Origin of the sequence: Streptomyces sp. CA-181903, assembly GCF_050937075.1 — a bacterium.
GTDB lineage: Bacteria > Actinomycetota > Actinomycetes > Streptomycetales > Streptomycetaceae > Streptomyces.
Genome location: NZ_JBNJLY010000001.1, coordinates 5,808,742 through 5,834,493, shown reverse-complemented (window position 1 = coordinate 5,834,493; position 25,752 = coordinate 5,808,742). Strand labels below are relative to the sequence as shown.

Here is a 25,752-nt window from a genome sequence, read left to right as displayed (position 1 = left end):
ACCCATGGCATGCGGAAACCCCCGTTGCGGTATTTCGCGCCGTAACGGGGGCCGTGTTCTTCCGAGTAATGGTCAGGCCACGGTGACCTCGGGCGAGCCCGTGGGGACACCCTCCTTCTCCAGCTGTTCGGCGAGTTTCATCGCCTCTTCGATGAGGGTCTCGACGATCTGCGACTCAGGCACGGTCTTGATGACCTCGCCCCTGACGAAGATCTGCCCCTTGCCATTGCCCGAGGCCACCCCGAGATCCGCCTCACGCGCCTCACCCGGACCGTTGACCACACACCCCATCACCGCCACCCGCAACGGCACCTCCATACCCTCAAGACCCGCCGTGACCTCATCGGCCAGCTTGTAGACATCCACCTGGGCGCGGCCGCAGGACGGGCAGGAGACGATCTCCAGCCGCCGCTGCCGCAGGCCCAGCGATTCCAGGATCTGGATGCCGACCTTGACCTCCTCGGCCGGGGGCGCGGACAGGGAGACACGAATGGTGTCGCCGATGCCCTCCGACAGCAGCGCGCCGAAGGCGACGGCGGACTTGATGGTCCCCTGGAAGGCCGGCCCCGCCTCGGTGACACCGAGGTGGAGGGGGTAGTCACAGGCGGCGGCCAGCTGCCGGTAGGCGTTGACCATCACCACCGGGTCGTTGTGCTTGACCGAGATCTTGATGTCCCTGAAGCCGTGCTCCTCGAAGAGGGACGCCTCCCACAAAGCCGACTCCACCAGCGCCTCGGGCGTGGCCTTGCCGTACTTCGCCAGCAGCCGCCGGTCCAGCGACCCCGCATTGACCCCGATCCGGATCGGCGTCCCGGCAGCAGAGGCAGCCGCGGCGATCTCCCCGACCTTGTCGTCGAAGCGCTTGATGTTACCGGGGTTGACGCGCACCGCCGCACACCCGGCATCGATCGCGGCGAAGACGTACTTCGGCTGGAAGTGAATATCCGCGATCACCGGGATCTGCGACTTCGCCGCGATCACCTTCAGCGCATCCGCATCGTCCTGCGAGGGGCAGGCGACCCGCACGATCTGGCAGCCGGAGGCGGTGAGTTGGGCGATCTGCTGGAGGGTGGCGCCGACGTCCGCCGTGACCGTGGTCGTCATCGACTGCACGGACACGGGTGCGTCACCGCCGACGGCCACCGAACCGACCTGGATCTGCCGGCTCTTCCGGCGCGGGGCGAGCCGGGGCGGCACCGTGGGCATGCCGAGGGCGAGCGCGGTCACGAGACCTCCTGGAGGCGGTCGGGGCGTGCGCCGGCAATCGCCGCCGCGATGTCGTCGGCGGTGAGGCCCGCCTCGGCCAGGACCTCGCCCCGGCTGCCGTGCGCGTAGAACCGCTGGTCGAGTCCGAGCACCCGGACGGGGACCGGCACCCCGGCGTCGCTGAGCGCCTGGGCGACGGCCGAGCCGACGCCGCCGGTGCGGCCGCCGTCCTCGACGGTGACCACCAGCCGATGCTCCGCCGCCAGGTCGACCAGGGCGGGGTTGACGGGCTTGACCCAGCAGGGGTCGACCACGGTCACCCCGACCTGCCCGCGCAGCGCCTCGGCGGCGGCGAGGCAGGGCTGCGCCATCGCCCCCACCGAGACCAGCAGCACCTCGCTGCGGCCCTCGGGGCGGGCCAGCACCTCCATCCCGGCCACCGTGGCGACGGGTTCCACATCGGGAGCGACCTGACCCTTCGGGTAACGGACCACGGTAGGCGCGGAGTCGACGTCCAGCGCCTCCCGCAGCTGTCTGCGGAGCCGGGCGCCGTCCCTGGGGGCGGCGATGCGCAGGCCGGGCACGAGCTGGAGCAGCCCCAGGTCCCACATCCCGTTGTGGCTGGGGCCGTCGTTGCCGGTGACGCCCGCCCGGTCGAGGACGAAGGTGACGCCGCACTCGTGCAGGGCCACGTCCATGAGCACCTGGTCGAAGGCGCGGTTGAGGAAGGTGGCGTAGAGGGCGACGACCGGGTGGAGGCCGCCCAGGGCGAGCCCGGCGGCGGAGGTCACGGTGTGCTGCTCGGCGATGCCGGTGTCCAACACCCGCTCCGGGTAGGCGGCGGCGAAGGGCTCGAGCCCGACCGGTTCGCGCATCGCGGCGGTGAGGGCCACGACGTCCTCCCGCTCTCCGCCCACCTTGACGATCTCGTCGGCGAAGACGGACGTCCACGACGGCCGGGACGGGGTGCTCGTGGCGACGGGCGTCGCGCCGACGGCGTGGAACCGGTCGCCCTCGTGCTGCTCGGCCGGGGCATGACCCTTGCCCTTGCTGGTGATGCAGTGCACCACGACCGGACCGCCGAACCTGCGGGCCCGGCGCAGCGCCGTCTCCAGCGCCGCGATGTCGTGCCCGTCGACCGGCCCGACATACTTCAGGCCGAGGTCCTCGAAGAGCCCCTGGGGGGCGACGAAGTCCTTCAGCCCCTTCTTCGCACCGTGCAGGCTCTCGTAGAGCGGCTTGCCCACGACCGGCGTGCGTTCGAGTAGGTCCTTGCCGCGGGCGAGGATCCGCTCGTAGCCGGGGTTGGTGCGCAGGGCGGTGAGGTGCTCGGCGAGGCCGCCCCGGGTGGGGGCGTAGGAGCGGCCGTTGTCGTTGACGACGATGACGAGCGGCAGGTCGTCGGCGACCGCGATGTTGTTGAGCGCCTCCCAGGCCATGCCGCCGGTGAGGGCGCCGTCGCCGGTGATCGCGACGGCATGGCGGTCGGTGCGGCCGCGCAGCCGGTGGGCGCGGGCCAGGCCGTCCGCGTAGGAGAGGGCCGTGGAGGCATGGGAGTTCTCGATCACGTCGTGGTCGGACTCGGCGCGGGAGGGGTAGCCGGAGAGCCCGCCGCGGCTGCGCAGCGCGGAGAAGTCCTGACGTCCGGTGAGGAGTTTATGGACGTACGCCTGGTGCCCGGTGTCCCACAGCAGCCGGTCGCGGGGGGAGTCGAAGACGCGGTGCAGGGCGATCGTCAGCTCGACCACGCCCAGGTTGGGGCCGAGGTGGCCGCCGGTGCGGGAGACCGCTTCGACGAGGAATTCCCGGATCTCGGCTGCCAGTCGCGGCAGCTCATGGGGGCGAGTCCACGGAGGTCGGCCGGGCCGCGCACGGAACGGAGCAGTGGGGTCTCAGTTCGGGGGGTCAAAGCGCACCTCCGTTTCGGGGCCGAGCCCGACCTCGGGGCCGGTGACCGTCGCATCGACGGCGATCAGCACGTTGTAGTGGTTGGGGAAGTGGCAGGCGTCGAAGCCGAGGACGGTGCCGATGAGGCGGCCTTCGGCCCGTACCTCGTCGCCCCGGTCGATGACGCCGCCCGCGGCGATCTCGACGAAGCCGAGGAAGCCGACCCGGTCGACGACCGCGCCGGGTGTGGTGTCGTGCTGGTCGGTGGTGACCAGTTCGTGGATCTCGCCGCGCCGGACGCAGCGGCTCGCGAACTCCTCGAGGCGCATGCCCCGGTCGTCGCGACGGTGGGTGAGGACCTTGACAAGGGCGCCGGTGACCGGTCGTTTGGCGCCGTCCTCGGCAGGGTTCACCGCCGTTCCCTCCGATAGGTCTCGGCGACGAGTTCGAGGGCGGCGAGGCCGCCCTCGGAGCGGTCCTCGCCGGCCCGCACGGCGGTGGCGAAGTCGCTCAGCACGCCGGCGTACTCGTGCCACAGCGACTGCTTGAAGGCGGGGTGCCCGGCGAGCATGTCGGCGCTGTGCACGGTGCCGTCGGCGAGGCGGACCTCGATGTCCTTGGTCTCCCCGGGGTGGGACCAGTCCAGTTCGACCCGGGCGGTGGCACCGTCCGCCGCGCGGAGCAGGACGGTGGCCTGCCGGTCGATGCCGTCGCCGTCACGGACGACGGTGGCATCGGTGACCTCGACGGGGCCGAGGAACTGCCGCACGGTGTCAAAGGCGTTGGGGCCATTGTCGGCGACGCAGCCGCCGCCGCAGCGGGCCGGGTCCAGGTACCAGCGATCGGTCCCGGCGTGCTCCTCGATCGTCTCCAGGTAGCGGACGGTGAGCGAGGACACGGGGGTGCCGCTGATCTTGTCGAGCAGGGCGAGGGCGTTGTCGTTGTAGCGGCGGTGGAACGAGGTGAACAGCACCGTCCCCCGCTCCCGGGCCAGCCGCACCAGGGCCCGGCCGTCCTCGACGGTGGTGGCCAGCGGCTTCTCCACGCAGACGGCGAGGCCGGCGGCGAGGAGGTCGGTGCAGACGGCGGCGTGGGCGTCGTTGGGCACGTTGACGACGACGGCGTCCGGCTCAGCCTCGGCGATCATGGTGCGGTGGTCCGTGAAGCAGGCGGCGCGACCCTCGAAGGGGCGCAGCGCCTCGGGCCGCAGGTCGCAGACGGCCGCGAGTTCGAGGTCGGGGAGTTCATCGAAGGCGGCCACATAGAAGCGTGAGATGACGCCGAGGCCGACGATCCCGATGCGCAGCGCGGTCATGCGTGCCTCCCTTCGGGGGCGCTGATGCCCAGGTCACCGGCTACCGCCTTGAGTTCGTCGTACAGCGCCGCGTCGAGCACGACGCCGTCGGCGCGCGCGGCGGCGGCGAGCTCGGCCTCGCGGACGCCCGGGTAGGCCACGGGTGCGGCAGCGTCGAGCGGCGGGCAGTCGGTGAGAGCCCGGAACATTCCCTCGGCGTCGGCGAGGAAGCCGTCCACCGGGCGGAGCACGCCGGGGGCGATGACGAGGGCGAGGAAGCCGATGTCGTCGTCGCGGCCGGTGGGGCCGCCGTTGCCGGTGTACGCCTCCGGGGCGGGGCCGAGCCCGGCGCCGGGGACCAGGGCGGCAAGCACCTCGACGAGCAGGGCGAGCCCGTATCCCTTGTAGGCGCCGGTCTCGGGGCGGCCGCCGAGCCAGAGCGGGTACCCCTCGCCACGGTCGAGGGCGCCGGGGTCGGTGACGGGCCGGCCGTGCGCGTCCTCGAGCCAGCCCTCGGGGATCTCCTGCCCGGCCCTGGCGGCCTGGCGGATCCTTCCGGTGGGGACGGCGGTGGTGCTCATGTCAAGGACGAACGGCGGCAGTTCGGGCCCGGCGGGGGCGGCGATGCTGAGCGGGTTGGTGCCGAGCATGGCGTACCGGCCGCCCGGCGGCCGGGCGATGCGCTGGCGGCCGCAGTTGGAGGCGAGGACGGCGACGAGGTCGCGTTCGGCGAGCCGCCCGGTGTGGTGGCCGGCGCAGCCGAAGTGGGTGGCGTTGCGCACGGAGACGAGCCCGATGCCGTGCTCGGCGGCGCGCTCGGCCGCGAGGTCCAGCGCCTCGGAGGCCACCCAGAGGCCGAGGCCGAGGCCGGCGTCGAGGAGGACCGAGGCGCCCCGGTCGGCGAGCACTTTCGGCTCGGCGTCCGGCCGGACCCGCCCGGAGTCGAAGAGGGGGAGGTAGAGGCGGGTGAGGTTGGCCAGGCCGTGCGAGCGCAGACCGGTCAGGTCGCCGTAGACCAGGGCCTCGGCGGCCGTCCGGGCGCGTATCGGTGGCACGCCGCGCCGGGTGAGGACCTCGGTCGCGAAGTCGGTGAGCGCACCGTGCGGGATGCGCACCGTGGTGGCGGTGCTTGTCGCCGGTTTCATCGTGGGTGTCATGACGATTCCCTAAAAATGTGAGGCCGCCCGGGCGAAGCGCTCCAGGAGTGAGGCGACGCCGGTGGCGAATGCTTCGAGGTCGTGCAGGTCGGCGAACTCGCCTGCGGCATGGGCGTGGTTGGCTTCGAGGTCGCCCGGGCCGTAGACGGCGGTGTAGGCGTCGGGCACGCCGTGCATCCAGATCGCATCGCAGGTGCACGCCGGTTCGTCCGGTGCGGCGTACGGGATGCCCGCGTCGGTGAGCAGCCGCTCCGCCCATGGGTCGTGGGCGTCGAGGGCGGGCAGGCCCCGCTTGAGCCAGTGCAGGGCGGTCACGTCGCGTGCCTCGGCGGCCGTACGGGCCAGGGCGGGGCGGTCGGCGAAGCGGTGGGCGAACTCGGCGAGGCCGGAGTCCAGTTCGTCCTCCAGGGCCCGGGTGAGGGCGTGCCCGGCCTCGGTGGTGGGGTAGGCGAGGTTCAGCAGCAGCCGTCCGGCGCCGTACACCTTGTTGTGCAGGTCGCCGGTGTGCAGCCCGGCCACGCAGACCCGGGCGCCGGGCACGCCTCCGGGGAGCCGCCCGGCGAGGTGCTGGGCGAGGAAGCCCAGCAGGACGGTGGCGTTGTGGCCGGCCTCCGGGTGGTCGTCGATGGCGTCCTCCCCCGCCGCCTCGATCAGGGCGGTCGCGGCGGCGGTGGACCGGGGCACCATGCGGCCCGGGTGGGTTCGCAGAACAGGTTGAGCCGGCCGGTCCAGCCGCTCTCCACCAGGGGCCGGGTGCCGAAGACGCCCATGGCCCCGCCTTCCTCGCCGGAGACGAGCTGCACCAGCACCCCGGTGTCGCGGCCCAGGCCCGGCACGGCGTCCACCGCCGAGCGCAACCCGGCGAGCAGGGCGACGGCGGGCCCCTTGGCGTCGATGGCGCCCCGGCCGTGGAAGCGCCCGTCCCGGTAGCGGGGGGGCTCTCCGCCGGCCACCGTGTCGAGGTGCACGTTGAACATCACCGTCCGCTCGCGCGGCAGCTCCGGCCCGAGCCGCAGCACCGTGCTGGGCTGGCAGTCCAGGAACCCCGGCATCCGCTCGGCGGCCTCGCGGACCGTGACCGGCACCCCTTCCCGGTCGAGGACGGACGGGTCGGGGGCGGCCCGGTGGACCACGGTGAACCCCAGCCGGGCCGCCGCCTCGGCATAAGTGGCCTGCGCCTCCCACAGCAGCGGCCGGGGACCGTCGGTCCCGGTCTCCAGCGGCCCGGCCGTGGGGAGTTCGAGGAGGGTGAGCAGCAGTTCCCGTTCGGCGTGCAGCAGTTCGGTGCGGCCCGTCACGCGCCCGTCCCATGGCCCGCGAGGAGCCGTTCCAGCTCGCGCCCGTACGCGACGAACTCGGCCACAAGGCCGCCGTCCGGGGCGGTGCCGCCCTCGTGGGGGCGGACGGAGAGGTGCGGCTCGATGGAGAGGAACCCCGCATACCCCTGGTCCCGCAGCAGCCGCACGGCGTCCACGACGCGGCAGCGGCCTTGCCCGGGCAGCGTGTAGCGGGTCTCCTCGGAGGTGCCGAGCGCGTCCTTGATATGCACATGGGCGACGAAGGGCGCGATGTCGGGCAGCAGGTCGTACGCCTCGTACCCGTACGCCACGCCGTTGCCGATGTCGAAGAGGAGCCGGAACGCGGGGCTGTCGAGGTGGTCGAGCAGCTCCAGCATCCGGTCGGCCCTGGAGGCCGCCCAGCCCGCGCAGTTCTCGTGCACCAGCACCACCCCGGCATCCTCGGCACGCGCGGTGAGCTCCGCCAGCCGCCGGAACACCTCGGCCCGCCACTCGGTCTCGGCCAGGCCGTCGTTGGGGTACGACATGACGCGGATCATCCGGGTGCCGAGCCGGGCGCAGCGCCCGGCGAGGATCTCCAGCTCGCGCAGGTCGTCCTTGAGGTCGGCGGTGACGGGGCGGGCCCAGTTGGCGATGCGGGAGTCGACGCAGGCGACGCGCAGGCCCGCGTCGGCGAGGTGGTCGGTGAGGCGGTCGAAGGCGGCGTCGTCGAGGTCGGCGAGGGCGGTGCCGTCGACGCTGCGCAGCTCGATGGCGGACCAGCCGAGGGTGGTGAGGGCGGTGGTCTGGTCGGCGAGCGCGGCACCTGCCTCGTCGCCGATACCGCACAGGGTGAAGCCGTCGCTGTCGGCCCATGCGTTGCTATCGGCCCAGGACATGGGCGCTGCTCCTTTCCGCGGTCCTGCCGGCCGCGTGCCGCTTGGCCTGTTCGAGTGCCTCGACGACCTGCGCCTGAAGCGTGAACTCGGGGTGGAGGTCGGCGCCTTGGCGGAAGCCGCGGTAGGCACGGAGGATGCAGGCGTCGAGTGCCGCGTCGGGGAAGATCTCGTACTGCTCGGGCAGCCCGATCGGGGTGACGCGGAGGTGGGCGTAGAGGTCGTCGCTGCCGACGGGGTAGTGGCCGACGGCGGTGCCCGCGTCGAAGACGAGGTCGATGCGGCGCTCGCGCAGGGGAGAGGCGAGGTCGGTGGTGATCCGGCTGGTCACCCCGCTGCCGTGGTCCAGGGTCACCGCGGCGCTGCCCATGCGGGGCACCACGGTGTCGCCGACGCGGGCGTCGGTGCAGGTGGCTCCTGTGACGCGGGCGGCACCGGCGAGGCGGAGCACCACCCCGACGGAGTGCGGTAGTTCGACGTCGAACGCGGTGGGATGGCTGGGGGTGTGCAGCGAGCGGTGCAGCCGCGGCTTGTGCTGCCGTACGTCGATGCGGCGGAGGTGGCCGAGACTGCCGGAGCGTACGAGTCCGTCGAGGCGTTCGGTGAGGGTGCTGTGCAGCCAGGGCGCGACGACGGCGAGCTGCAGCCCGTAGCTGTCTCGCAGCGTGCGCAGCTCCTCGACGACGACGGTGTCGACGCCGATGGGTTTCTCCACGAGGAAGCGGCGGAAGCCGAGTCCGGCGAGGTCGCGCAGGATCTCCGTGCGTTCGGTGGGCGGGCTGCAGAGGTGGACGACGGTGGTGGCGGGGTCGAGGCGGTCCCGGGCCCCGGCGAGGGAGCCGACGGTGCGCAGTCCGGGCTCGGCCCGGCGGGCCTCGGGCCGGATGTCGTAGCCGAGGGGTCGTCCGGTGCGAACACGCAGGTGTCGCCGGCTCCCGTCGTCCCCCGGTCCGCGCGCAGCCTGCGCAGGACGGGCAGGTGGAGTTCGCGCCCCGATCGTCCGAGGCCGATCAGCAAGGTGTGGAACACGGGAACCCTCCCGGCTTTCACGTCTGTGGAGGGCCCAACGCTAGGCGGAGCGGAGTGGTTGGTCCGTAGCAGATAACTGTCTGACGGTGTGCGGAGCCGCACTCAATTGTCATGTCCCTGCGCCCGGCCGGTTCCTAGCGTGGCACCAGGATTGCGACGAACGGCGGGAGCTGCCATGACCGTGGAAGCGAATGAGTACGTCTTCGACCCGGCCTGGGAACGGGAGACGGAGCGGCTGAAGACGAACGAGGCGATCTGGGATCCCGGCACCGTCGAGCGGCTGGAGCGGCTCGGTGTCGGCGAGGGCTGGTCCGTCCTCGAGGTCGGTGCGGGCTCCGGCTCGATCGCGCACTGGCTGGGCGAACGGGTCGGCCCCTCCGGCCGGGTGGTGGCGGCGGATCTGTCGACCGAGCGGCTCGGCTGGCTCGAGGCGCCGCACGTCGAGGTGGCGAGGGTCGACATCCGCTCCGGTGAACTCCCCACCGGCACCTTCGACCTGGTGCACTCCCGGATGGTGATCCAGCACCTCGAGGACCGGGAGGGCGCCGTCGCCGCGCTGGTACGGGCGCTCAAGCCCGGGGGGTGGCTGTTCCTCGAAGACACCGACTCCCTGACGCTGTTCCGCAGTGCCGTCTCCGAGGACTTCCTCCAGGACGTCCGGGTGGCGGGGTACGACCTGATGCGCCGCTCCGGCCATGAGCCGCGCGGTGGCCACTTCGACGTCGCGGCGGCCCTGGCGGCGGGGCTGGAGGACGTCTCGGCCGAGGGCCGGGCGGTGCTGGTGCAGGGTGGTTCGGTGCAGGCCAGGCACTACATGCTGTGGCTGGAGTTCATGCGCCCGCGCATCGTCGCCGAGGGGCGGGTGAGCGGGGAGCGCATCGACGAGGCGCTGCTGGAGATGGCCGACCCGGCTCACCGCTGGCTGTCACAGGTGCTCATCTCGACCTTCGGCCGCAAGGGAACGGGTCGCTGATGACCACGGTCACCACATCGTCGCCCGCCTGGCGCGCCGGTCGCCTGAAGATCTACGCCAAGCTGGGGAAACTCTCCTTCTACGACTACTACTTGAGCGCCTTCGTCGTCTGGACGGCGCTGCCGGGCGACCGGCTGTGGGCCGGGCGCACCTGGGCGGTCCTGCTGCTGTACATCCTCGGCTATGTGGGCGTGGTCGCCGCGACCGTCGCCCTCGACGACGTCACCGGCATCCGGGACGGCAGTGACGCCCGCAACTACTCGCCCGAGGACGAGGCGTTGCGCGACCGCTCGCGCAAGCCACTGCTCAGCGGCGCGCTGACCGTACGGCAGGCGGAGCTGTTCGGCTGGGGGGCGGCGCTGTGGGGCGCGGCCGTCTGGGCGCTGACGCTGACCGTCGCCCCGCACCGTCCGCTGTGGGCCTGCATCGTGCTGGCGTTGGTGCTGGCCAGCAATGTGCAGTACTCGTACGGGCTCAAGGTCAGCTACCGGGGCGGGCAGGAGCTCGTCCTGCTGACGCCGGGGCTGGCGGTGCTCCTTCCGTACGCGCTGCTCACCGGCCGGGCGACGGGGCTCGTCATCGCGGAGACCTGCCTGTTCGGGCTGTGGAGCCTGCTGGTGTCGGCCTACTCGAACATGAACGACGTGGCGGGGGACCGCCTCGCGGGGCGGCGCAACCTCGCCACGCTCACCTCGGCGGCCGCCTACCGGTGGGTCGTTGCCGGGTTCCACCTGGTGGAACCCGCCGTGGTGGCGACCACCGTCGCCGTGGGTGCCGCACCGGCATGGTTCACGCTGCTCGTGCTGCCGCTGCTGGCGCTGCGGGTGCGGCAGGCCCGGGCGGGCCTGGTGCGCGGCGATGTCCTGGTGGCCCGCGTCATGGGCATCAAGCTGCACCGCTGGGGCGTGCCCGTTCTGATGATCGCCAACCTGCTTGCGCTGCATGGTTCGTGAGGTACCGACAGAGATGTGGAACACCTTGCACCGAAAGCTCGACGGATGCAGACTGTTCCACAACTCTGAAACAGCTTGTGCCATAACTCGTGTGCGAGTGCCCGCCCCCGACGGGCCGCCGCCTGACAGGAGATACCGACATGCTCGACAGACTGGCGAGGCTCATCCTCCCCAGGCCCAAGAAAATCTTGTTGGCCGTGCTGGTGATCGTTCTCTGTGTGGGCGGCGCCGCGGCCGGACTCAACGACCGCCTGTCCATGGGTGGTTACGAGAACTCCGGCACCGAGGCCGCAGAGACCCAGAAGACGCTGGAGAAGGAGTTCAAGCAGGGCCGGCCCAACCTCTCCATCGTCGTCACCGCGGACCGGGGCGTCGACGACCCGGATGCCGCCAAGGCCGGCCTCCACCTCACCCAGGAGCTCCAGGCCGAGAAGGACCTGGCCGGCGTCACGTCCTACTGGTCCCTGGGCAAGGTCGCCTCGCTGCGCAGCGAAAAGGGCGACCAGGCCCTCGTCAACGGCACCATCCAGGGCAACTTCGACCAGGTCAACGACCGTGTGAAGGGCCTGAAGAAGAAGTACACCGGCGACTTCGACGGGCTGAAGATCAAGCTCGGCGGCATGGCGCTGATGAACCTCGAGAACACCGAGACGGCAGCCAAGGACGCCTCGACCGCAGAGGGCATGGTCTTCCCCCTCGTCCTCATCGTCCTCGTCATCATCTTCGGCTCGCTGGTGGCCGCCGCACTGCCGCTGGCCGTCGCGCTCGCCACCCTGCTGCTCGTCTTCGGCCTGGTCTTCGCCCTGACGTTCGTCGCCGACGTCAACAACCTGCTGTCCAACATCACCACGCTCCTCGGCCTCGGCCTGGCCATCGACTACAGCCTGTTGTTCATCACCCGCTACCGCGAGGAGCTGGGGCGCGGCGCCGATGTCCAGGAGGCCGTCCGCACCACGATGCGCACCGTCGGCCGGACCATCACCTTCTCCGCCGTCACCCTGGCCGTGGCCTTTCTCTCCCTGCTCGCCATCCCCTTCGGCATGGTCCAGACGATCGGCATCGGCGGCACCATCACCACCCTGATCGCGGCGACAGCCACGCTCTTCATCGTCCCGTCCCTGCTGGTCTGGGCCGGCCCGCGCATCGACAAGCTGCGGCTCATCCGCCGCAAGCCGCGCCCCGAGGCCGCCGAGGGCCAGGGCTACTGGCACCGGCTGGCCCTGCTGGTGATGCGCCGCCCCACCCCCTGGTGGTCGGTGTGCTCGCCCTGATGGCCTTCCTCGCCTCGCCCGTCGTCGACCTCAACATGCGCCTCGCGGACGAGCAGATGCTCCCCAAGAGCTCCCAGTCAGCCCAGGTCGCCAAGATCATCCAGAAGGGGTTCAACAACCGCGAGGCCCAGGCCATGACCGTCGTCGCGCGGGACATCGGCAACCCCGCGCAACACGAACAGCAGATCGGCTCGTACGCCGAGAAGCTCTCCGCCCTTCCCGACGTGGCCCGGGTCGATGCCCTCACCGGCTCCTACGTCCAAGGCAAGCAGGTGGCCCCGGCCACCGACTTCTCCCGCCACTACGGCGCCGCCGACTCCACCTATCTCTCCGTGGTCCCCGCCGTGGACGGCCTCGGCTCCAAGGGCGAGGACATCGTCAAACGGATCCGTACGCAGGACGCCCCGTTCCCCGTCACCGTCGGCGGCCAGCCCGCCACCTCGGTCGACACCTTCGACCTGCTCAAGGACAAACTCCCGCTCGCCCTCGGCATCCTGGCGCTCGGCACCTACCTCCTGCTCTTCCTGCTGACAGGCAGCCTGCTGCTGCCGCTGATCGCCATGATCCTCAGCTTCCTCAGCCTCAGCGCCACCTTCGGCTCCCTGGTCTACGTCTTCCAGGACGGCCATCTCAAGTGGCTCGTCGGTGACTTCATCAACACCGGCTCCATCACCTGGACCGTCCCGATCCTCGTCACCACCATCACCTTCGGGCTCTCCATGGACTACGCGGTCTTCATCCTCTCCCGCGTCAAGGAGGAGTACGACCGCACCGGCGACAACCAACTCTCCGTCGCCACCGGCCTGGAGAAGGTCGGCAAGGTCGTCACCTACGCCGCCGTCATCCTCTCCCTGGTCTTCATCGTGATGATCAGCTCCGGCATCAGCTACCTGAAGGCCATGGGTCTCGGCATCCCGCTGGCCATCCTGATGGACTCCACCCTGGTCCGCGGCATCCTGCTCCCCGCCGCCATGCGCCTCCTCGGCGGAGCCACCTGGTGGGCCCCCGGCCCGCTGCGCCGCTTCCACGACCGGTACGGCATCAGCGAGTCGGCGCCCGAGCCGGCGCGGGCCGCCGCGGTCAGCCCCGCATCGGCGGGCAGCCGCTCCTGAGCCGCACGGCCCCGAACGGCCCGCACGGCCCGTGCGGCCCGAACAGCGAAGGGCCGCCGACCGGTTACCGGTCGGCGGCCCTTCGTCATGCCGAGCGCGGCGTCCGCGGTCAGCGGGCGAGCCAGGCGGCGACCCGGGAGGCCGCCCGGCGGGAGGACGCGATCGCGGCCTCGCTGCTCGGCCGCAGATAGATCCAGTCGCCCGCGTACTCCACAGGCCCCGGCGCACGACCGACGAACGCCTTCCGCAGCGCCAGCGCGGCCGGCGGCGCCTCCGGCAGGCCATTGCGCCACCGCACCACCTCATGGCCCGCATACGCCGCACGCAGCCCGTCGATGAACCGCTCCCCCTCGTCGAGGACACGGTCGATCACCTGGCCGTCGGGGAGGTCGTACACCTCGGCGGCCCGGCGGGGCGAGATCAGCAGCGTCACCAGCCCCTTGCCGTACGGGACGCGGGCCGGGCACTTGTTGTGCTCCACCGTGCCACCGGAGAGCAGGGAGTCCTCACCGGGGCCCATGACAAAGGCGTACAGCCGCGGCTGCCCAGCGGTCCGTCGCGGCTCCAGCGGCCGGTCGAGCCGGACACAGACCCGGATCATGGTCGTGAAGGTCGACGCCTCGAGGAACTCCCGCTCCCCCTCCTCCAGATCGGGCCGGAGCGCCGGAATCTCCGGCGAGGGAAGGGTGACGACGGCCGCCCGCGCGGTGAGCCCGGTGCCGTCCGCGAAGGCCAGTCGCGCCCCCCGGCCGTCCCGCTCCACCGCGGTCACCGTGCGGGACAGATGCACCTTGACATGCTGTGCAAGGATCCGCGCCATGGTGTCCTGCCCGTCGCGGTAGGTCTGCCACCGATAGATGCCATGCGTGCCCTGCATGATCGCCAACATCGGTGCTGCGGAACTGCGTTCGGGAAGCCAGCCGAAAGCGGCGGACGAGACGGGCGCGAGCAGGTTGTCGAGCAGCTCACGGCCGTGCTCCGCACCGTACTGGGCGAGAGTGCGGGTACCGAACCCCGAGTCCTCCGGCCGGTCCGGATCGACCCGGCCCGAGCGGGTCGCGCTCGCCAGCATCATCCGCAGCAGCTGCACCCGGCCGCGGGCGGTCATGCCGGCGCCGGCCAGCAACGAGCGGGGGTGGCCCACCCAGGGGTGGGTACGGCCGCCCCGCCACAGGCCCACCGGATGCCGGATCCGGTGCAGCGCTCCGGCCTGCTCCAGGCCGAGCTCCTTGATCAACTCCCAGGTTGCCGGGTAGCCGTAGGGCGAGATCGTCTCGGCTCCGGTGTCCATGGTCCAGCCGTCGACCCGGCTGGACCGCATCCGGCCGCCCGGCTCATCCGCGGCCTCGAACACCTCGACGCGGTGGCCGCGGCGGCTCAGCCGGTACGCCGTGGTCAGCCCGGCAATGCCGCCGCCGACGACGGCGACGTCGATATCGGTCACTGTCTCCATGCCTCCTTGGGGGCCGGGTGGCCCACTACTCAGCCCGTCCGGCGTTTGAGGACAATCGCGCGAAGCGCGATTGCGGGGGTGCAGGGGGTGAAGCCCCCGCAACAGGGGACGCGGGGGCTTCGCCCCCGCAGAAGAGGGTCGGGGCGGGTCCGGGGCACCCCTCTCGGGTGCGGCCCGGTGGGCCGGGTGGCGCCCACCCGTTCCGCCCCTGGCGGAACGACCGCCCACCACCGGGGGGGTGTTACGTCCAACGGCCCGTGCCGATGTGCGACTTGTCGCCGAGCACTTTTTCGCGCAGCTCCAGGCGCCGCACCTTCCACGTCGCCGTGCGCGGCACCTCCTCGAAGGGGATCAGCCGCGGCTCCGCCAGCTCCGGCAGGCCGCGGACGGCCTGCCGCCACTCCTCGGGGTCGAGCCGGCCGTCCTCCGTCGACAGCACCGGCACCGGCAGTTGCCCGGGCACCCCGAGGACCGTCACATCGGAGACCAGGGGGAGCCGGTCCAGCAGCACCGACTCCAGCTCGATCCCGCTCGTGCCCGGAATGATGTCCACCTCGCGGTCGACCAGCCGGAGCCGGCCAAAGCGGCCAAGCTCACCGATGTCGCCGGTGTTCCACCACGCTCCCCGGACCTTTTCCTGCCAACGGTCGCTCTCCCCCAGGTAGTCGAGGCAGCGGGCCTTGGTGGCGACCATCATGATCCCGGGGCGGCCCCGACTCACCCGGCGGCCGGTCTCCGCATCGACGACCCGGACCCGGTTGAACCCCGGCGAGGGCCAGCCGATGTCGCTGGTCACGGACGATCCGTCGGCCGCACCCCGCATCTGCCCCCGGGTGAACAAGGTGAAGCACACCGGCCCCACCTCACTCTGGCCCCACCCCTGGAGCCAGACCGGGAACGGCCGCCTGCTGGCGGTCAGGAACGTCCGCACCGTGCGCGGATGCACCGCGTCGAACGTCCCCACGTACAGCCGCACCCGGCGGAACAACTCCGGGCGCCGAACAGCGAGTCCCTCCCACCGCTGGAAGATGTTGGGGCACGCCTCGAGCGTCGTCGGACGGTGCTCGGCCAGCATCCGCTCGGCGACCTCCGGCTCATGCCTCGAGATGATCACGATCTTCCGGGGGCCAGCACGAACTGGCCCATCAGCCACGACACGATCCGGCCGTGCGCAAACGACACCGACGTCGCCGCGACATCGCGGTGCTTGCTCGCCAGCACCGGGAACTTGATGCGCTCCATCCGTGCGATGCCGCCGAGCATCGTGGCGGCGGAGTGGACGACAAGCTTGGGCACCCCGGTCGTCCCGGAGCTGTGCATGACGAGCATCGGCTCGTCCCGCCCGGCGGGAGCGGCCGGCGGCACCGGGCCGCCCGCCAGATCGGCCCGGGTCAGCACGGACTCGGGCGTCCCCTCGTCGCGCTCGCCCAGCAACACCACCCGGGTGCGCGGCCCCACCAGCTCCACCCCGGCCTCGACGGCACGGGCGAGCGGCCCCGGCGAGATCACGAGCACGGCAGGGTCGAGCCGGGCCAGCAACGCCCGGTGCACCTCGGGCGAGTTCACGGCCGAAATCGTCGCCGGCAACGCACCGAACCGCGCGGCGGCCGCAGCGGCGAGGGCCATGTCGAGGTGGTTGTCCTTGAGGATCGCCACCCGGTCGCCGCGGCGCGCCCCCGCCGCATACAACTGCGCCGAGAACTCCTGCACCAGCTCGGCCAGTTGGCTGCCGGTGTAGAACGTTCCCCGGTCGGGGGCGATGTCGAAGGGCCGGTCGAGGCAGGCAACGGTCTGGCGGTCCGCCTCCGCATGCCAGTCGAACAGCATTCCCAGACTTGTCGGATGTTTACGGAACGGTATTCCAGCCCTTCCCATCGGGCCCCTTCCATTGCAACGTTCTTGAGAGAGATCGCAGAGAGCTCCCCAAAATAGGAACCGGTCCGGCCCGGCGGCCATGACAAGCGCCCTGACAATTACCTGAGTTGGCGGCTGTCCCGGCTAGCAAGAATCAGCCGCTTCTGCGCCCGGCACCGGCCGCACAGAATCGATCCCCTGAGTCCATGGGGAAGGGAGACCTGAACGCCGTGAATGAGGTGAGTGCCGCGAGCGTCGTGAGTGCCGTGAGTATCCCGGACCCCGCCCGCAAGCGCATCATCCTGGCCGAACCACGCGGCTTCTGCGCGGGGGTGCGCCGCGCCATCGGCATGGTCGAACGCGCCCTGGAGATCCATGGCGCACCCGTCTACGTCCGCCACGAGATCGTCCACAACAAGTACGTGGTCAGGTCCCTGGAGAAGAAGGGCGCCGTCTTCGTGGAATCGGAGGAGGAGGTCCCCGAGGGCGCGGTGTGCGTCTTCTCCGCGCACGGGGTCTCGCCCCGCGTGCGGGACAACTCGGCGGCCCGTCGGCTCGACGTCATCGACGCGACCTGCCCCCTGGTGTCGAAGGTGCACCAGGAGGCCAGAAGGTTCGCCACCACCGGCCACACCATCCTGCTCATCGGCCACGCCCGCCATGAGGAGGTGGTGGGCACGGTCGGCGAGGCCCCCGAGCACACCATCGTGGTCGAGACCGTCGAGGACGCCCGCACCGTGCGGATCCCCGAGGGCACTTCGGTGAGCTATCTGACGCAGACCACACTCTCGCTCGACGAGACGCGCGACATCACCGAGGAGCTCGTCCGCCGCTTCCCCGACATCAAGGGGCCGGGATCCGACGACATCTGCTACGCGAGCCAGAACCGGCAGAACGCGGTCAAGGAGCTGGCCTCGAAGGCACAGTTGGTTCTGGTCGTCGGTTCCGACAACTCCAGCAACTCGATCCGCATGGTCGAGGTAGCCCAACGGCACGGCGTCCGCGCTCACTTGGTCGACAACGTCTCCCGGCTCGACGAGAGCTGGCTCCGTGGCGTCGACTCGGTGGGCGTCACGGCCGGCGCCAGTGCCCCGGAGATCCTGGTGGAGCAACTCGTCGACCGGCTCGGCGAACTGGGCTACGACCGGGTGGACACCCTGACCACGGTGGAGGAGGACGTGGTCTTCGCCATGCCGGGCAGCCTTGGCGGTCCCCGGTGACCACGCGCTGACCAGGCGTGCCGGGCCGGCCCGTCGAGCCCGTCGGCCGGGGCGGTGGGCGGCCCCCTGGCCCACCGCCCCGGCCGGCGTCACCCCGCCGCGCCGGCCCGCTGCTGCATCACCCGGGCCACGTGCACCCGTGACGGGCACTTCAGCTTGTTCATCACCTGACGGAGATGGTTGACCACCGTCCACTCCGACAGTTCCAGGGTCCGGGCGATCTGCCGGTTGGTCATGCCCTCGGCCACCAGCTCGGCGATCTGGTACTGGCGCGGGGTGAGCCCTGCGGGCGGCTCGGCGTCCGGCCCGCCCGCAGCCGCCGCCCGGTGCTCCGCCTCCAGGGCGGCCACCGGCAGGGAGAGAGCGAGGGTGAGCGCCGACCCCGGCGAGGGGCACTCCTCCGGCGGGGCGGTTCGGGCCTGCTCCGCCCCCGCCCCGTATCGCCCGCGCAGCGCCGCGGCCGCGGCCAGCACCTGGCGGACCACCCGCTGGTCGGCCTCGCCCCGGCCGGCCACCGCGCGTCCCGTGGTCTCCAGCGCCAGCGCCACCTCCGTTGGGCTGCCGGAGTGCAGCAGGAGCAGGTCCATGCCCTCCCGTACGGCGGCGTGCGCGGCCGCACACCGGCCCAGGGCGACCCTGACCCGGGCCAGGTCGATCAATGCCAGCGCCCGGGCGTGCGGATCGTCCAGTGACCGCAGGTCGTCGACCGCTCTGAGCAGGGGTGCCTCCGCCTCCGCGGCGCCCTGGCCGGCGAGGGCCAGGCCGAGTTGCCGCCGCGCGGCGGCGGCGCCCCCGACCTCGCGCCGGGCATCGAGCACCGCGACGGCCTGCTGGGCGAGGGCCACCGCGCCCCGCAGGTCCCCGGCCCGCCGCCGTACCTCCGCGCGGTGGACCGCGACGCCCGCGCCTCCGACGGCGTCCCCGGCGGCCTCGTGGAGTGCGGCCGCCCGGTCGAGCAGCCCGCTCGCCCGTTCCATGTCGTCGCCGGCCAGCGTCCAACGGCCCGCCGCGGCCAGCGCGTCGGCGAAGAGGGTGTCCGGGGCCCCGTCGGGGCCCTCGTCCGGTCCGGCCGCGAGCGCGTCGAGGGAGCCGAGCAGCAGCGCGGCCGCCTCGGGCAGCAGATCGTGCACGGTCAGGGCGTCGTCCACGGCCAGCAGCATCCGTACCGCGTCGGCGTGGCGGCTGCGGGCCTGCAGCCCGCGCACGGCCGTACGGAGGTCCGGCATGCGGGTGAGCACCAGGTCCAGCCGGCGGGAGCGGTCATCAGCGGTGCGCAGGCCGGTCCGCGCCGCGGCGGCGAACCGGATGCAGTGGTCGATGTGAAGCTCCCGGGCCTCGGCGAACGCCTCGGTGTCGGCCGCGAGTTGGCGCCGGTAGTGGTCGCGTACCACGGTGAGCATCCGGAACTCCGGGTCGCCGTCCCGCCGTTTGGCGCTCACCAGCAGGCTTTTGTGGACCAGCGAGTCCAGTCGGCGGGCCGCCCGCATGCGGCTGAGGCGGCCCAGCCGCTGCACCGTGAGCAGGTCGATCGTGGACTCGCAGACGGCGAGCCGCTGCATCAGCAGCCGCTCGTCGGCGGTGAGCGTCGCGTCCCCCCAGGACAGTGCACTCGACAGTGAGTGATGCCTGGTCGGCACGTCCAGGAAGCGACTGTGGTACGGGTATTCGCCCCTGCGCAGCGCCTGCAGCAGCTCCCCCGTGCTCATCGCGCCCACGGACCGCGCCGTCACCTCGATGGCGAGCGGCAGCCCGTCGAGGACCTCGCAGATCTCGTCGATGTTCCGCAGGTCCGCGCCCTGGAGGACATCGCTGCGGTAGTGCGCCCCTACCCGGTCGAGGAAGAGCTGCGCCGCCGCGGAGCTCCCGTCGCCCCGGTCGCGGGTCCGGACGAGCAACGGGGCCAGCGGATGGAGGTGTTCCGCGTAGACGTTGAGCGCGGACCGGCTGGTGAGCAGCAGCCGCAGCCGCGGGCAACGGGTCAGCAGGCAGGGGGGATCGGGGGCAAGCAGGCTCGCCACCGTGTCGCAGTTGTCCAGGACGAGCAGCACCCGGCGGTTGCCGATGCACTCCGCGACGGTGTCCGGGACTGCCGCGTGCGCCGCGTCCCCTTCGGCGCCGGGCAGGCCCAGCGCGGCTGCGATCTCGCGCCATGCATCGGTGAGGCTGCCGACGGCGGCCAGGTCGGCCCGGACGACCTCGTCGGCGACCTGCGGGACGGCGTCCGCGACCACCGCCTCCGCCAGGACGCTCTTGCCCACCCCGGCCGGGCCGGTGACGGTGAGCAGCCGCACTCCCGGCTGCCGCAGCAGCCGGGATACCTCGGCGATGTCCCCCTCCCTTCCGTACAGCCGCGGTGCACGGAACAACCGCGCCTCCCGGCATGGCCGCGGTACGTGGCACACGCGCACTTCTTCGCGGACACCGCAATCCATCAGCTGGCTCACGCGGAAACTCCCCTCGTTGGCTTGTGCCACCCAAGTGGGCTGTGTTGTCCGGGTACCGCGTCATCCGGGGATGCCGCGTCGACCACCCGTGCCCCTCGCCCCCATACACTCCGCCGAATCATCGACGGCCCACTCCGTGGCACAAGATGTTCCACAGATGATGCCTGAGGTTCCGCCGGGCCATTGGTGCCCCGCAGGTGCGCCACAGGTGTCCCGCTGGAGAGCCAATCAAGATCGCGGAATGGGGAGTTCGGCCAACGCCGTCACTTCTTGGCCGCGTGCCCCCTCAGGAAGACGTCGACCAGCTCGGCGACATAGCCTCCGGCGAAGTCACCCCCCTCCGCCAGCCGCCGGAAGACAAGCGGACCGATGAGCCGGTCCACGGCCACGTCGATATCGAGCGACCCGGGAAGCTCGCCCCGTGCGCTGCCCTCCGCGAGAATCTCGCGGAGCGCCGACATTCCCTTGCGGGTGCAGGACTCCAGAACCTCCGCATACCGGGGATCGAGGGGCGCCTGATCGATGATGACCCGTAGCGCCCGCTCCTGCTTCGGGTTGCACAACATCGCGGCGATCACCTCCACTTCGCTGCGGAGGTCGCTGCGCAGATCACCCGTGCGTTCGCTGTGGTCCACCGAGAAAATATCGGCGAGCAGCTCCTGGATGAGCATCGCCGGCTCCGGCCAGTGCCGGTACAGCGTGGTCCGCCCTACGCCGCTGCGCGCCGCCACGGCCACGTGCGTCACCTCGGCCCACCCGCCCTCGATCAGCAGATCACCTGCGGCCGCCAGCGCCGCGGCCCTGCTGCGCTCCGCCCGTGGATCGGGACCACGCCCCGGGCGGCCGTTCTCCTTGACGGTCTTTTTGGTAGTTGCCTTGGTGGTACTTCTCGCCATGGCTCGACGCCTCCGTTCACCGACCGATTTATGGAACAGCTTGCACCACAAATCGCGTGAGCGGAACGGCCTTGGACGGCGGGACCACGACGGCTGCGCGGACGACCCCCGGAGCACGCCCAGCCGCCGCTCGCGATGCGTCTTCTGCCGACAGGCGGCGGAACAGCACCGCGCGGGACGGCCCGTACGGGCGGCGGACAGCGAACCGCCACAGACCGCACACCCGGTTCCGTCACGCCGGACCCCGAGGCCTCGGGGGCAGTTTCGTCACCCCCCGCCCCGGACGGAGGCTGTCGCAGGCCGGCGCCGCCATCCTGCCGGGCGGCATGCCGGGGCCGCGCCGCTGCTCCACCGACAGACACCCGAGGAGTAGGGCGAGGACGTCGTCCAGCGACTCGTGAAGCAGGTCACGGCGCCGACTGGCCTCTTCCGGGACGTCTGAGGCGCCGGAGGTAATCCGAGGAGTCCGAGGAAGTCCGAGGCAGTCGGAGGAGCCTGCGCGAAGGGCGCCGCCGTGCCACCCGTCCCCGTCCGTGTCCATGCGGGCCGGGAAGAGGGGGTGCGGCGGCGCCCTTCGCTTGTGTGGGTGAAGTGCCGGACCGGGTGCGCGACCGGATATCGCCCTTGTGACGGGTTGGCCGGATTTACCGCCATGGTGTTGCCGGGGAACCGGACCGAAGACATGATCACGTCTCGTATCCATCCGATCACACATCCGGGAGTCGAGAAGTGTTACGCCGTCCCTCTGTCCGCGTCCCCACCCCCGTCGCCGTGGCGGCGGCCCACGTTCTTCCTCTCGCACGGACGGCCCCACACGGCCACTCGGCCCGGGCCCGCCTCGCCGCCTCGGTGACGGCCTCCCGGTAACGCGGGCGCCGGGGCCTCGGCCGGAATCCGATCCGGGCCCCCCGGCCCCCCGGGCGGGCGGTCACGTCCGGTCCCGCCCCGCCTGATATCGACTGCGGCTGCCTCGCCCGCGCTTCTTCCCACCTCCCGGCCGTGTCCTTCCGCCGCCGAATGCGCGGCATCGCGTAACGAACCCCTTTCACCGCGCCGTGCTTCCGCACGGCCGCGTTCAACGACGTCCCAGGAAAAAGGAGTTGCAGTTTTCCATGCGCATACGCCGGAGAGCCCTCGTCTTCGCCACTCTGAGCGCGGTGTTATGCACCGCCGGATTCATGCCGTCGGCCAGCGAGGCCGCCGCCGGCAACGGTGCGGAGGAAGGGACGAAGTCCTACGCCGAGACCTACCGCCTCTCGGCGGATGACGTCGCGAGCATCAACGCGCTCAACGAAAGCGCTCCGGCCGCCCCGGCCGCCGGCCCGTCGTTCCGGGCCCCCGACTCCGACGACAGGGTCACGCCTCCTGCCGAACCGCTCGACAGGATGCCCGACCCGTACCGCCCCTCGTACGGCAGAGCCGAGACGATCGTCAACAACTACATACGCAAGTGGCAGCAGGTCTACAGCCACCGCGACGGCAAGAAACAGCAGATGACCGAGGAACAGCGGGAGTGGCTGTCCTACGGCTGCGTCGGTGTCACGTGGGTCAATTCGGGCCAGTACCCGACGAACAGGTTGGCCTTCGCGTCCTTCGACGAGGACAAGTACAGGAACGAGCTGAAGAACGGCAGGCCCCGGTCCGGCGAAACGCGGGCGGAGTTCGAGGGCCGCGTCGCGAAGGAGAGCTTCGACGAGGAGAAGGGCTTCCAGCGAGCGCGTGAGGTGGCGTCCGTCATGAACAGGGCCCTGGAGAACGCCCACGACGAGAGTGCTTACCTCGACAACCTCAAGAAGGAATTGGCGAACGGCAACGACGCCCTGCGCCACGAGGACGCCCGTTCCCCGTTCTATTCGGCGCTGCGGAACACCCCGTCCTTCAACGAGCGGAACGGCGGCAACCACGACCCGTCCAGGATGAAGGCCGTCATCTACTCCAAGCACTTCTGGAGCGGCCAGGACCGGTCGGGTTCGGCCGACAAGAGGAAATACGGCGACTCGGAAGCCTTCCGCCCCGACCAGGGCACCGGCCTGGTCGACATGTCGAGGGACAGGAACATTCCGCGCAGCCCCACCAGCCCCGGCGAGGGATTCGTCAACTTCGACTACGGCTGGTTCGGCGCCCAGACGGAGGCGGACGCCGACAAGACCGTCTGGACCCACGGCAACCACTACCACGCACCCAATGGCAGCCTGGGCGCCATGCACGTCTACGAGAGCAAGTTCCGCAATTGGTCGGCGGGTTACTCGGACTTCGACCGCGGAGCCTACGTGGTCACCTTCATCCCCAAGGGCTGGAACACCGCTCCCGACAAGGTGAAGCAGGGCTGGCCGTGACATGAGCGGGGGGAGGAGGGCCGGGGCCCGGCTCTCCTCCCCCCCACCTCGAAGGCCCCCCTACCTCGAAGGTCGCTACAGCTCGTGGCCCGTCGTGCTGTCCACGTGGGCCGGGATCTCGCCCTCGTGGCGGTCGCCCGTCGTCGGGGTGCCGGTGGGTTCGAACATGAGGATGGAGGCGCCCGGGGAGGACGGCTTGTGTTCGGTGCCCTTGGGGACCACGAAGGTGTCGCCCTTGTGGAGCCGGACGGTGCGTTCCGTGCCGTCGGAGTCGCGGAGGGCGATGTCGAAGCGGCCGTCCAGGACGAGGAAGAACTCGTCGGTGTCCTCGTGTACGTGCCAGACGTGCTCGCCTCGGGTGTGGGCGACGCGGACGTCGTAGTCGTTCATGCGGGCGACGATGCGCGGACTGTAGACGTCGTCGAAGGAGGCGAGGGCCTTGGTGAGGTTGACGGGCTCGGTGTCGTTCATGGTCCGAGTCTCGGCGGGGGCCCGCCGCGTCGTCTTGTACGTTTCTGTCGTGGCTGCCGTGGCTGCCGTGGCTGCCGTGGCTGTCGTGGCTGTCGTGGCTGTCATGTCTTCATGAGGGCACTCGCTCCGAAGGAGACGTCGAAGCGGTCGCACCAGATGCTGACGCTGGTGTAGCGGTCGAGGTCCAGGTCCCGTGGGAGGGCGTAGTTCTGGTCGCCCTTGTTGCCCTTCAGGGAGCCGAGGCTCACGTGGGCGCCGTCGTCGAAGATGTGCCGGCCCGCGCGGCCCGGTCTCACCGGTGCGTCGCTGAGGAGGACCCATCCGGACCCGTATGAAGCGCAACGTCCGGGACGGCCGGATTTCTCCCACAACCGGGGCGGGCACGGGATCCGGGGGGTCGCGGCAGCACCGCCACCCCGTCCAGTTCCACCAGTGCCTCCTCGTCCCATAGGCGCACCACGCCGATCACCGCCATCGCCGGGTAGTCGCGTCCCGCCAGTCGGCGCCAGACACGGCCCAGCTCCCCCGCGCACACGCGGTAGGACGCGACGTCCGTCGTGTAGACGGTGACGCGGGCCAGGTCGGAGGGGGTACCGCCGCTGGCCGCCAGGGCGGTGAGGAGGTTGGCCAGCGCACGTTCGAATTGGGTGGGGAGGTCGGCCGGGAGCAGACGGCCCTCGGCGTCCAGGGCCGTCTGGCCGGCGAGGAAGACGAGCCGGCCGCCCTCCGCCACCACCGCGTGCGAAAAGCCCCGGGGTGGGGAGAGCTCCGGCGGGTTGACGCGCGTCGGTCGGGCCGGATCCCCGTCCGCCCCGCTCACCGGTACAGCTCCCTCGCGATGATCGTGCGCTGCACCTCGGTGGCGCCCTCGTAGATGCGCGTCGCACGGACCTCCCGGTAGAGGTGTTCCAGGAGGTGCCCCTGTTCCAGGCCGCGGGCGCCGTGGATCTGGAGGGCGGCGTCGATGACGTACTGGGCGGTCTCGGTGGCGTAGAGCTTGGCCATGGCCGAGCGGCCGGCGACGCCCGGTTCGCCGGCGTCGTACGCGGTGGCGGCGGCGTGCACGAGGAGGGCCGCGGCCTCGGTGCGGGTGGCCATGTCGGCGAGCTGGTGGGAGACGGCCTGGAGGTCCTTCAACGGGCCGCCGAACGCGTGGCGTTCGCCGGCGTGGGCAAGCGCCACGCGCAGGGCGGCGCGGGACATGCCGACGGCGAACGCGCCCACGCTCGGCCGGAAGAGGTCGAGGGTGCGCAGGGCGACTCCGAAGCCGCCGTCCACCTCGCCGAGGACGTCGTCGGGGCCGACGGGCACGCCGTCGAAGGTGAGCAGTCCGACGGGGTGCGGGGCGAGCATGCGCAGGGGCCGGCCGCCGAGGCCCGGCCGGTCGGCCGGGACCAGGAACGCCGTGACGCCGCGCGCCCCCGCGTCCGGGCGGGTCCGGGCGAAGACGGTGTAGAAGTCGGCCTCCGGGGCGTTGGAGATCCACTGCTTCTCGCCGTGCAGCGTCCAGCCGGATGGATTCGACGCCCCGGACGGCCCTGGTGGCCCGGACGCGCCGACCGGCTCGGCGCGCAGCCTCAGGGCCGCGGCGTCGGAGCCCGCCTCCGGCTCGCTCAGCGCGAAGGCCGCGACGGCCCGCCCGGCGACGACCTCCGGCAGCCAGCGGGCGCGTTGCTCCTCCGTGCCGGACGCGGCGATCGGATGGGCGCCCAGGCCCTGGAGGGCGAGGGCGGTCTCCGCCTCGGTGCACTCCTGGGCGAGCGCCTCGCGCAGCAGGCAGAGGTCGACGGCGCGGACCACTCCGTCGGCGGGAAACAGCCGTGCCAGCAGCCCGTGTTCACCGAGGGCGGCCACCAGCGGGCGGTTGACGCGCCCGGGTTCGGCCGCTTCGGCGAGCGGGCGCAGCCGGCGGGCGGCCAGGGTGCGTAAGGTGGCGGTCCAGGCGCGCTGTTCGGGCGTGAGCGAGGCGAGCGGGGCTCGGCCCGGCGGGCGTTCCCCGGGGGCGTCCTGGGCGGATGGCATC

At 71.7% G+C, this 25,752-nt stretch carries 21 protein-coding genes and 3 pseudogenes; 6 read left to right on the top strand and 18 right to left on the bottom strand.

Annotation, left to right across the window (positions count from 1 at the left end; translation table 11 throughout):
• Positions 1–72: 72 nt before the first annotated feature.
• The 9 genes and pseudogenes from ispG to ACQEVS_RS25990 all read right to left on the bottom strand — a co-directional run bounded on the left by ispG (position 73) and on the right by ACQEVS_RS25990 (position 8,432).
• The gene (gene ispG, locus ACQEVS_RS26030; protein ID WP_433024071.1) at positions 73–1,227 is read right to left on the bottom strand and encodes a flavodoxin-dependent (E)-4-hydroxy-3-methylbut-2-enyl-diphosphate synthase; all 1,155 of its coding nucleotides are present in this window, start codon (positions 1,225–1,227) and stop codon (positions 73–75) included.
• Positions 1,224–3,115, bottom strand: a pseudogene (gene dxs / locus ACQEVS_RS26025) (1-deoxy-D-xylulose-5-phosphate synthase). The gene ispG and the pseudogene dxs overlap by 4 nt, the downstream one beginning before the upstream one ends.
• Entirely contained in the window at positions 3,099–3,506 is a 408-nt protein-coding gene (locus ACQEVS_RS26020) for a DUF6917 domain-containing protein (RefSeq protein ID WP_433024069.1), read from the bottom strand. The pseudogene dxs and the gene ACQEVS_RS26020 overlap by 17 nt, the downstream one beginning before the upstream one ends.
• Positions 3,503–4,408 carry a Gfo/Idh/MocA family protein gene (locus tag ACQEVS_RS26015; RefSeq protein WP_433024067.1) on the bottom strand — a complete coding sequence of 302 codons (906 nt, stop codon included), beginning with the start codon at positions 4,406–4,408 and terminating at the stop codon, positions 3,503–3,505. The genes ACQEVS_RS26020 and ACQEVS_RS26015 overlap by 4 nt, the downstream gene beginning before the upstream one ends.
• Positions 4,405–5,544, bottom strand: a complete 1,140-nt coding sequence (locus ACQEVS_RS26010) for an Ldh family oxidoreductase (protein ID WP_433024065.1) — start codon at positions 5,542–5,544, stop codon at positions 4,405–4,407. Before ACQEVS_RS26010 ends, ACQEVS_RS26015 begins: the two co-directional genes overlap by 4 nt.
• 9 nt (positions 5,545–5,553) lie before the next feature.
• The gene (locus ACQEVS_RS26005) at positions 5,554–6,231 is read right to left on the bottom strand and encodes a hypothetical protein (RefSeq protein WP_433024063.1); all 678 of its coding nucleotides are present in this window, start codon (positions 6,229–6,231) and stop codon (positions 5,554–5,556) included.
• Positions 6,195–6,842, bottom strand: a complete 648-nt coding sequence (locus ACQEVS_RS26000; RefSeq protein WP_433024061.1) for a M20/M25/M40 family metallo-hydrolase — start codon at positions 6,840–6,842, stop codon at positions 6,195–6,197. The genes ACQEVS_RS26005 and ACQEVS_RS26000 overlap by 37 nt, the downstream gene beginning before the upstream one ends.
• A complete protein-coding gene (locus ACQEVS_RS25995) occupies positions 6,839–7,720 on the bottom strand; it encodes a sugar phosphate isomerase/epimerase family protein (protein ID WP_433024059.1) in 882 nt (293 codons plus the stop codon). The genes ACQEVS_RS26000 and ACQEVS_RS25995 overlap by 4 nt, the downstream gene beginning before the upstream one ends.
• On the bottom strand, positions 7,704–8,432 hold the full coding sequence (locus ACQEVS_RS25990) for a hypothetical protein (RefSeq protein WP_433024057.1): 729 nt from the start codon (positions 8,430–8,432) through the stop codon (positions 7,704–7,706). Before ACQEVS_RS25990 ends, ACQEVS_RS25995 begins: the two co-directional genes overlap by 17 nt.
• 489 nt (positions 8,433–8,921) lie before the next feature.
• Between ACQEVS_RS25990 and ACQEVS_RS25985 the strand changes: the two genes are divergently transcribed.
• The 4 genes from ACQEVS_RS25985 to ACQEVS_RS25970 all read left to right on the top strand — a co-directional run bounded on the left by ACQEVS_RS25985 (position 8,922) and on the right by ACQEVS_RS25970 (position 13,055).
• Positions 8,922–9,719 carry a class I SAM-dependent methyltransferase gene (locus ACQEVS_RS25985; protein ID WP_433024055.1) on the top strand — a complete coding sequence of 266 codons (798 nt, stop codon included), beginning with the start codon at positions 8,922–8,924 and terminating at the stop codon, positions 9,717–9,719.
• The gene (locus ACQEVS_RS25980; protein WP_433024053.1) at positions 9,719–10,672 is read left to right on the top strand and encodes a UbiA family prenyltransferase; all 954 of its coding nucleotides are present in this window, start codon (positions 9,719–9,721) and stop codon (positions 10,670–10,672) included. The genes ACQEVS_RS25985 and ACQEVS_RS25980 overlap by 1 nt, the downstream gene beginning before the upstream one ends.
• Before the next feature lie 140 nt (positions 10,673–10,812).
• On the top strand, positions 10,813–11,943 hold the full coding sequence (locus tag ACQEVS_RS25975; protein ID WP_433024051.1) for an MMPL family transporter: 1,131 nt from the start codon (positions 10,813–10,815) through the stop codon (positions 11,941–11,943).
• On the top strand, positions 11,931–13,055 hold the full coding sequence (locus ACQEVS_RS25970; RefSeq protein ID WP_433024049.1) for an MMPL family transporter: 1,125 nt from the start codon (positions 11,931–11,933) through the stop codon (positions 13,053–13,055). Before ACQEVS_RS25975 ends, ACQEVS_RS25970 begins: the two co-directional genes overlap by 13 nt.
• 109 nt (positions 13,056–13,164) lie before the next feature.
• Here ACQEVS_RS25970 and ACQEVS_RS25965 read toward each other — a convergent pair whose 3' ends face one another.
• The 3 genes from ACQEVS_RS25965 to ACQEVS_RS25955 form a co-directional block, all read right to left on the bottom strand.
• A complete protein-coding gene (locus tag ACQEVS_RS25965; RefSeq protein ID WP_433024047.1) occupies positions 13,165–14,508 on the bottom strand; it encodes a protoporphyrinogen/coproporphyrinogen oxidase in 1,344 nt (447 codons plus the stop codon).
• A gap of 241 nt (positions 14,509–14,749) precedes the next feature.
• The gene (locus ACQEVS_RS25960) at positions 14,750–15,622 is read right to left on the bottom strand and encodes an AMP-binding protein (RefSeq protein ID WP_433024045.1); all 873 of its coding nucleotides are present in this window, start codon (positions 15,620–15,622) and stop codon (positions 14,750–14,752) included.
• Positions 15,619–16,335 (bottom strand): AMP-binding protein, encoded by a 717-nt coding sequence (locus ACQEVS_RS25955; protein ID WP_433024043.1) that lies wholly within the window; start codon positions 16,333–16,335, stop codon positions 15,619–15,621. Before ACQEVS_RS25955 ends, ACQEVS_RS25960 begins: the two co-directional genes overlap by 4 nt.
• Before the next feature lie 284 nt (positions 16,336–16,619).
• Here ACQEVS_RS25955 and ACQEVS_RS25950 point away from each other — a divergent pair, with 284 nt between their 5' ends.
• Entirely contained in the window at positions 16,620–17,582 is a 963-nt protein-coding gene (locus ACQEVS_RS25950; protein WP_433024041.1) for a 4-hydroxy-3-methylbut-2-enyl diphosphate reductase, read from the top strand.
• An 89-nt stretch (positions 17,583–17,671) separates the two neighbouring features.
• Here the strand turns inward: ACQEVS_RS25950 and ACQEVS_RS25945 are convergent, their stop codons facing one another.
• The gene (locus ACQEVS_RS25945) at positions 17,672–19,948 is read right to left on the bottom strand and encodes a LuxR C-terminal-related transcriptional regulator (protein ID WP_433024039.1); all 2,277 of its coding nucleotides are present in this window, start codon (positions 19,946–19,948) and stop codon (positions 17,672–17,674) included.
• A gap of 341 nt (positions 19,949–20,289) precedes the next feature.
• On the bottom strand, positions 20,290–20,922 hold the full coding sequence (locus tag ACQEVS_RS25940) for a TetR/AcrR family transcriptional regulator C-terminal ligand-binding domain-containing protein (RefSeq protein WP_433024037.1): 633 nt from the start codon (positions 20,920–20,922) through the stop codon (positions 20,290–20,292).
• Positions 20,923–22,034: 1,112 nt separating this feature from the next.
• Here ACQEVS_RS25940 and ACQEVS_RS25935 point away from each other — a divergent pair.
• Positions 22,035–23,258: a protein-glutamine gamma-glutamyltransferase gene (locus tag ACQEVS_RS25935; RefSeq protein WP_433024035.1), complete on the top strand. Its 1,224-nt coding sequence runs from the start codon at positions 22,035–22,037 to the stop codon at positions 23,256–23,258.
• Positions 23,259–23,333: 75 nt separating this feature from the next.
• Here ACQEVS_RS25935 and ACQEVS_RS25930 read toward each other — a convergent pair whose 3' ends face one another.
• The 4 genes and pseudogenes from ACQEVS_RS25930 to ACQEVS_RS25915 form a co-directional block, all read right to left on the bottom strand.
• The gene (locus ACQEVS_RS25930) at positions 23,334–23,729 is read right to left on the bottom strand and encodes a cupin domain-containing protein (RefSeq protein ID WP_433024033.1); all 396 of its coding nucleotides are present in this window, start codon (positions 23,727–23,729) and stop codon (positions 23,334–23,336) included.
• A gap of 101 nt (positions 23,730–23,830) precedes the next feature.
• A pseudogene (locus ACQEVS_RS25925) lies at positions 23,831–24,046 on the bottom strand (DM13 domain-containing protein); the annotation flags it as partial.
• An 83-nt stretch (positions 24,047–24,129) separates the two neighbouring features.
• Positions 24,130–24,549, bottom strand: a pseudogene (locus ACQEVS_RS25920) (RidA family protein); the annotation flags it as partial.
• Complete coding sequence (locus tag ACQEVS_RS25915) at positions 24,546–25,751, bottom strand: acyl-CoA dehydrogenase family protein (RefSeq protein WP_433024031.1); 1,206 nt, start codon at positions 25,749–25,751, stop codon at positions 24,546–24,548. The pseudogene ACQEVS_RS25920 and the gene ACQEVS_RS25915, both read right to left, overlap by 4 nt.
• Position 25,752 lies beyond the last annotated feature (1 nt).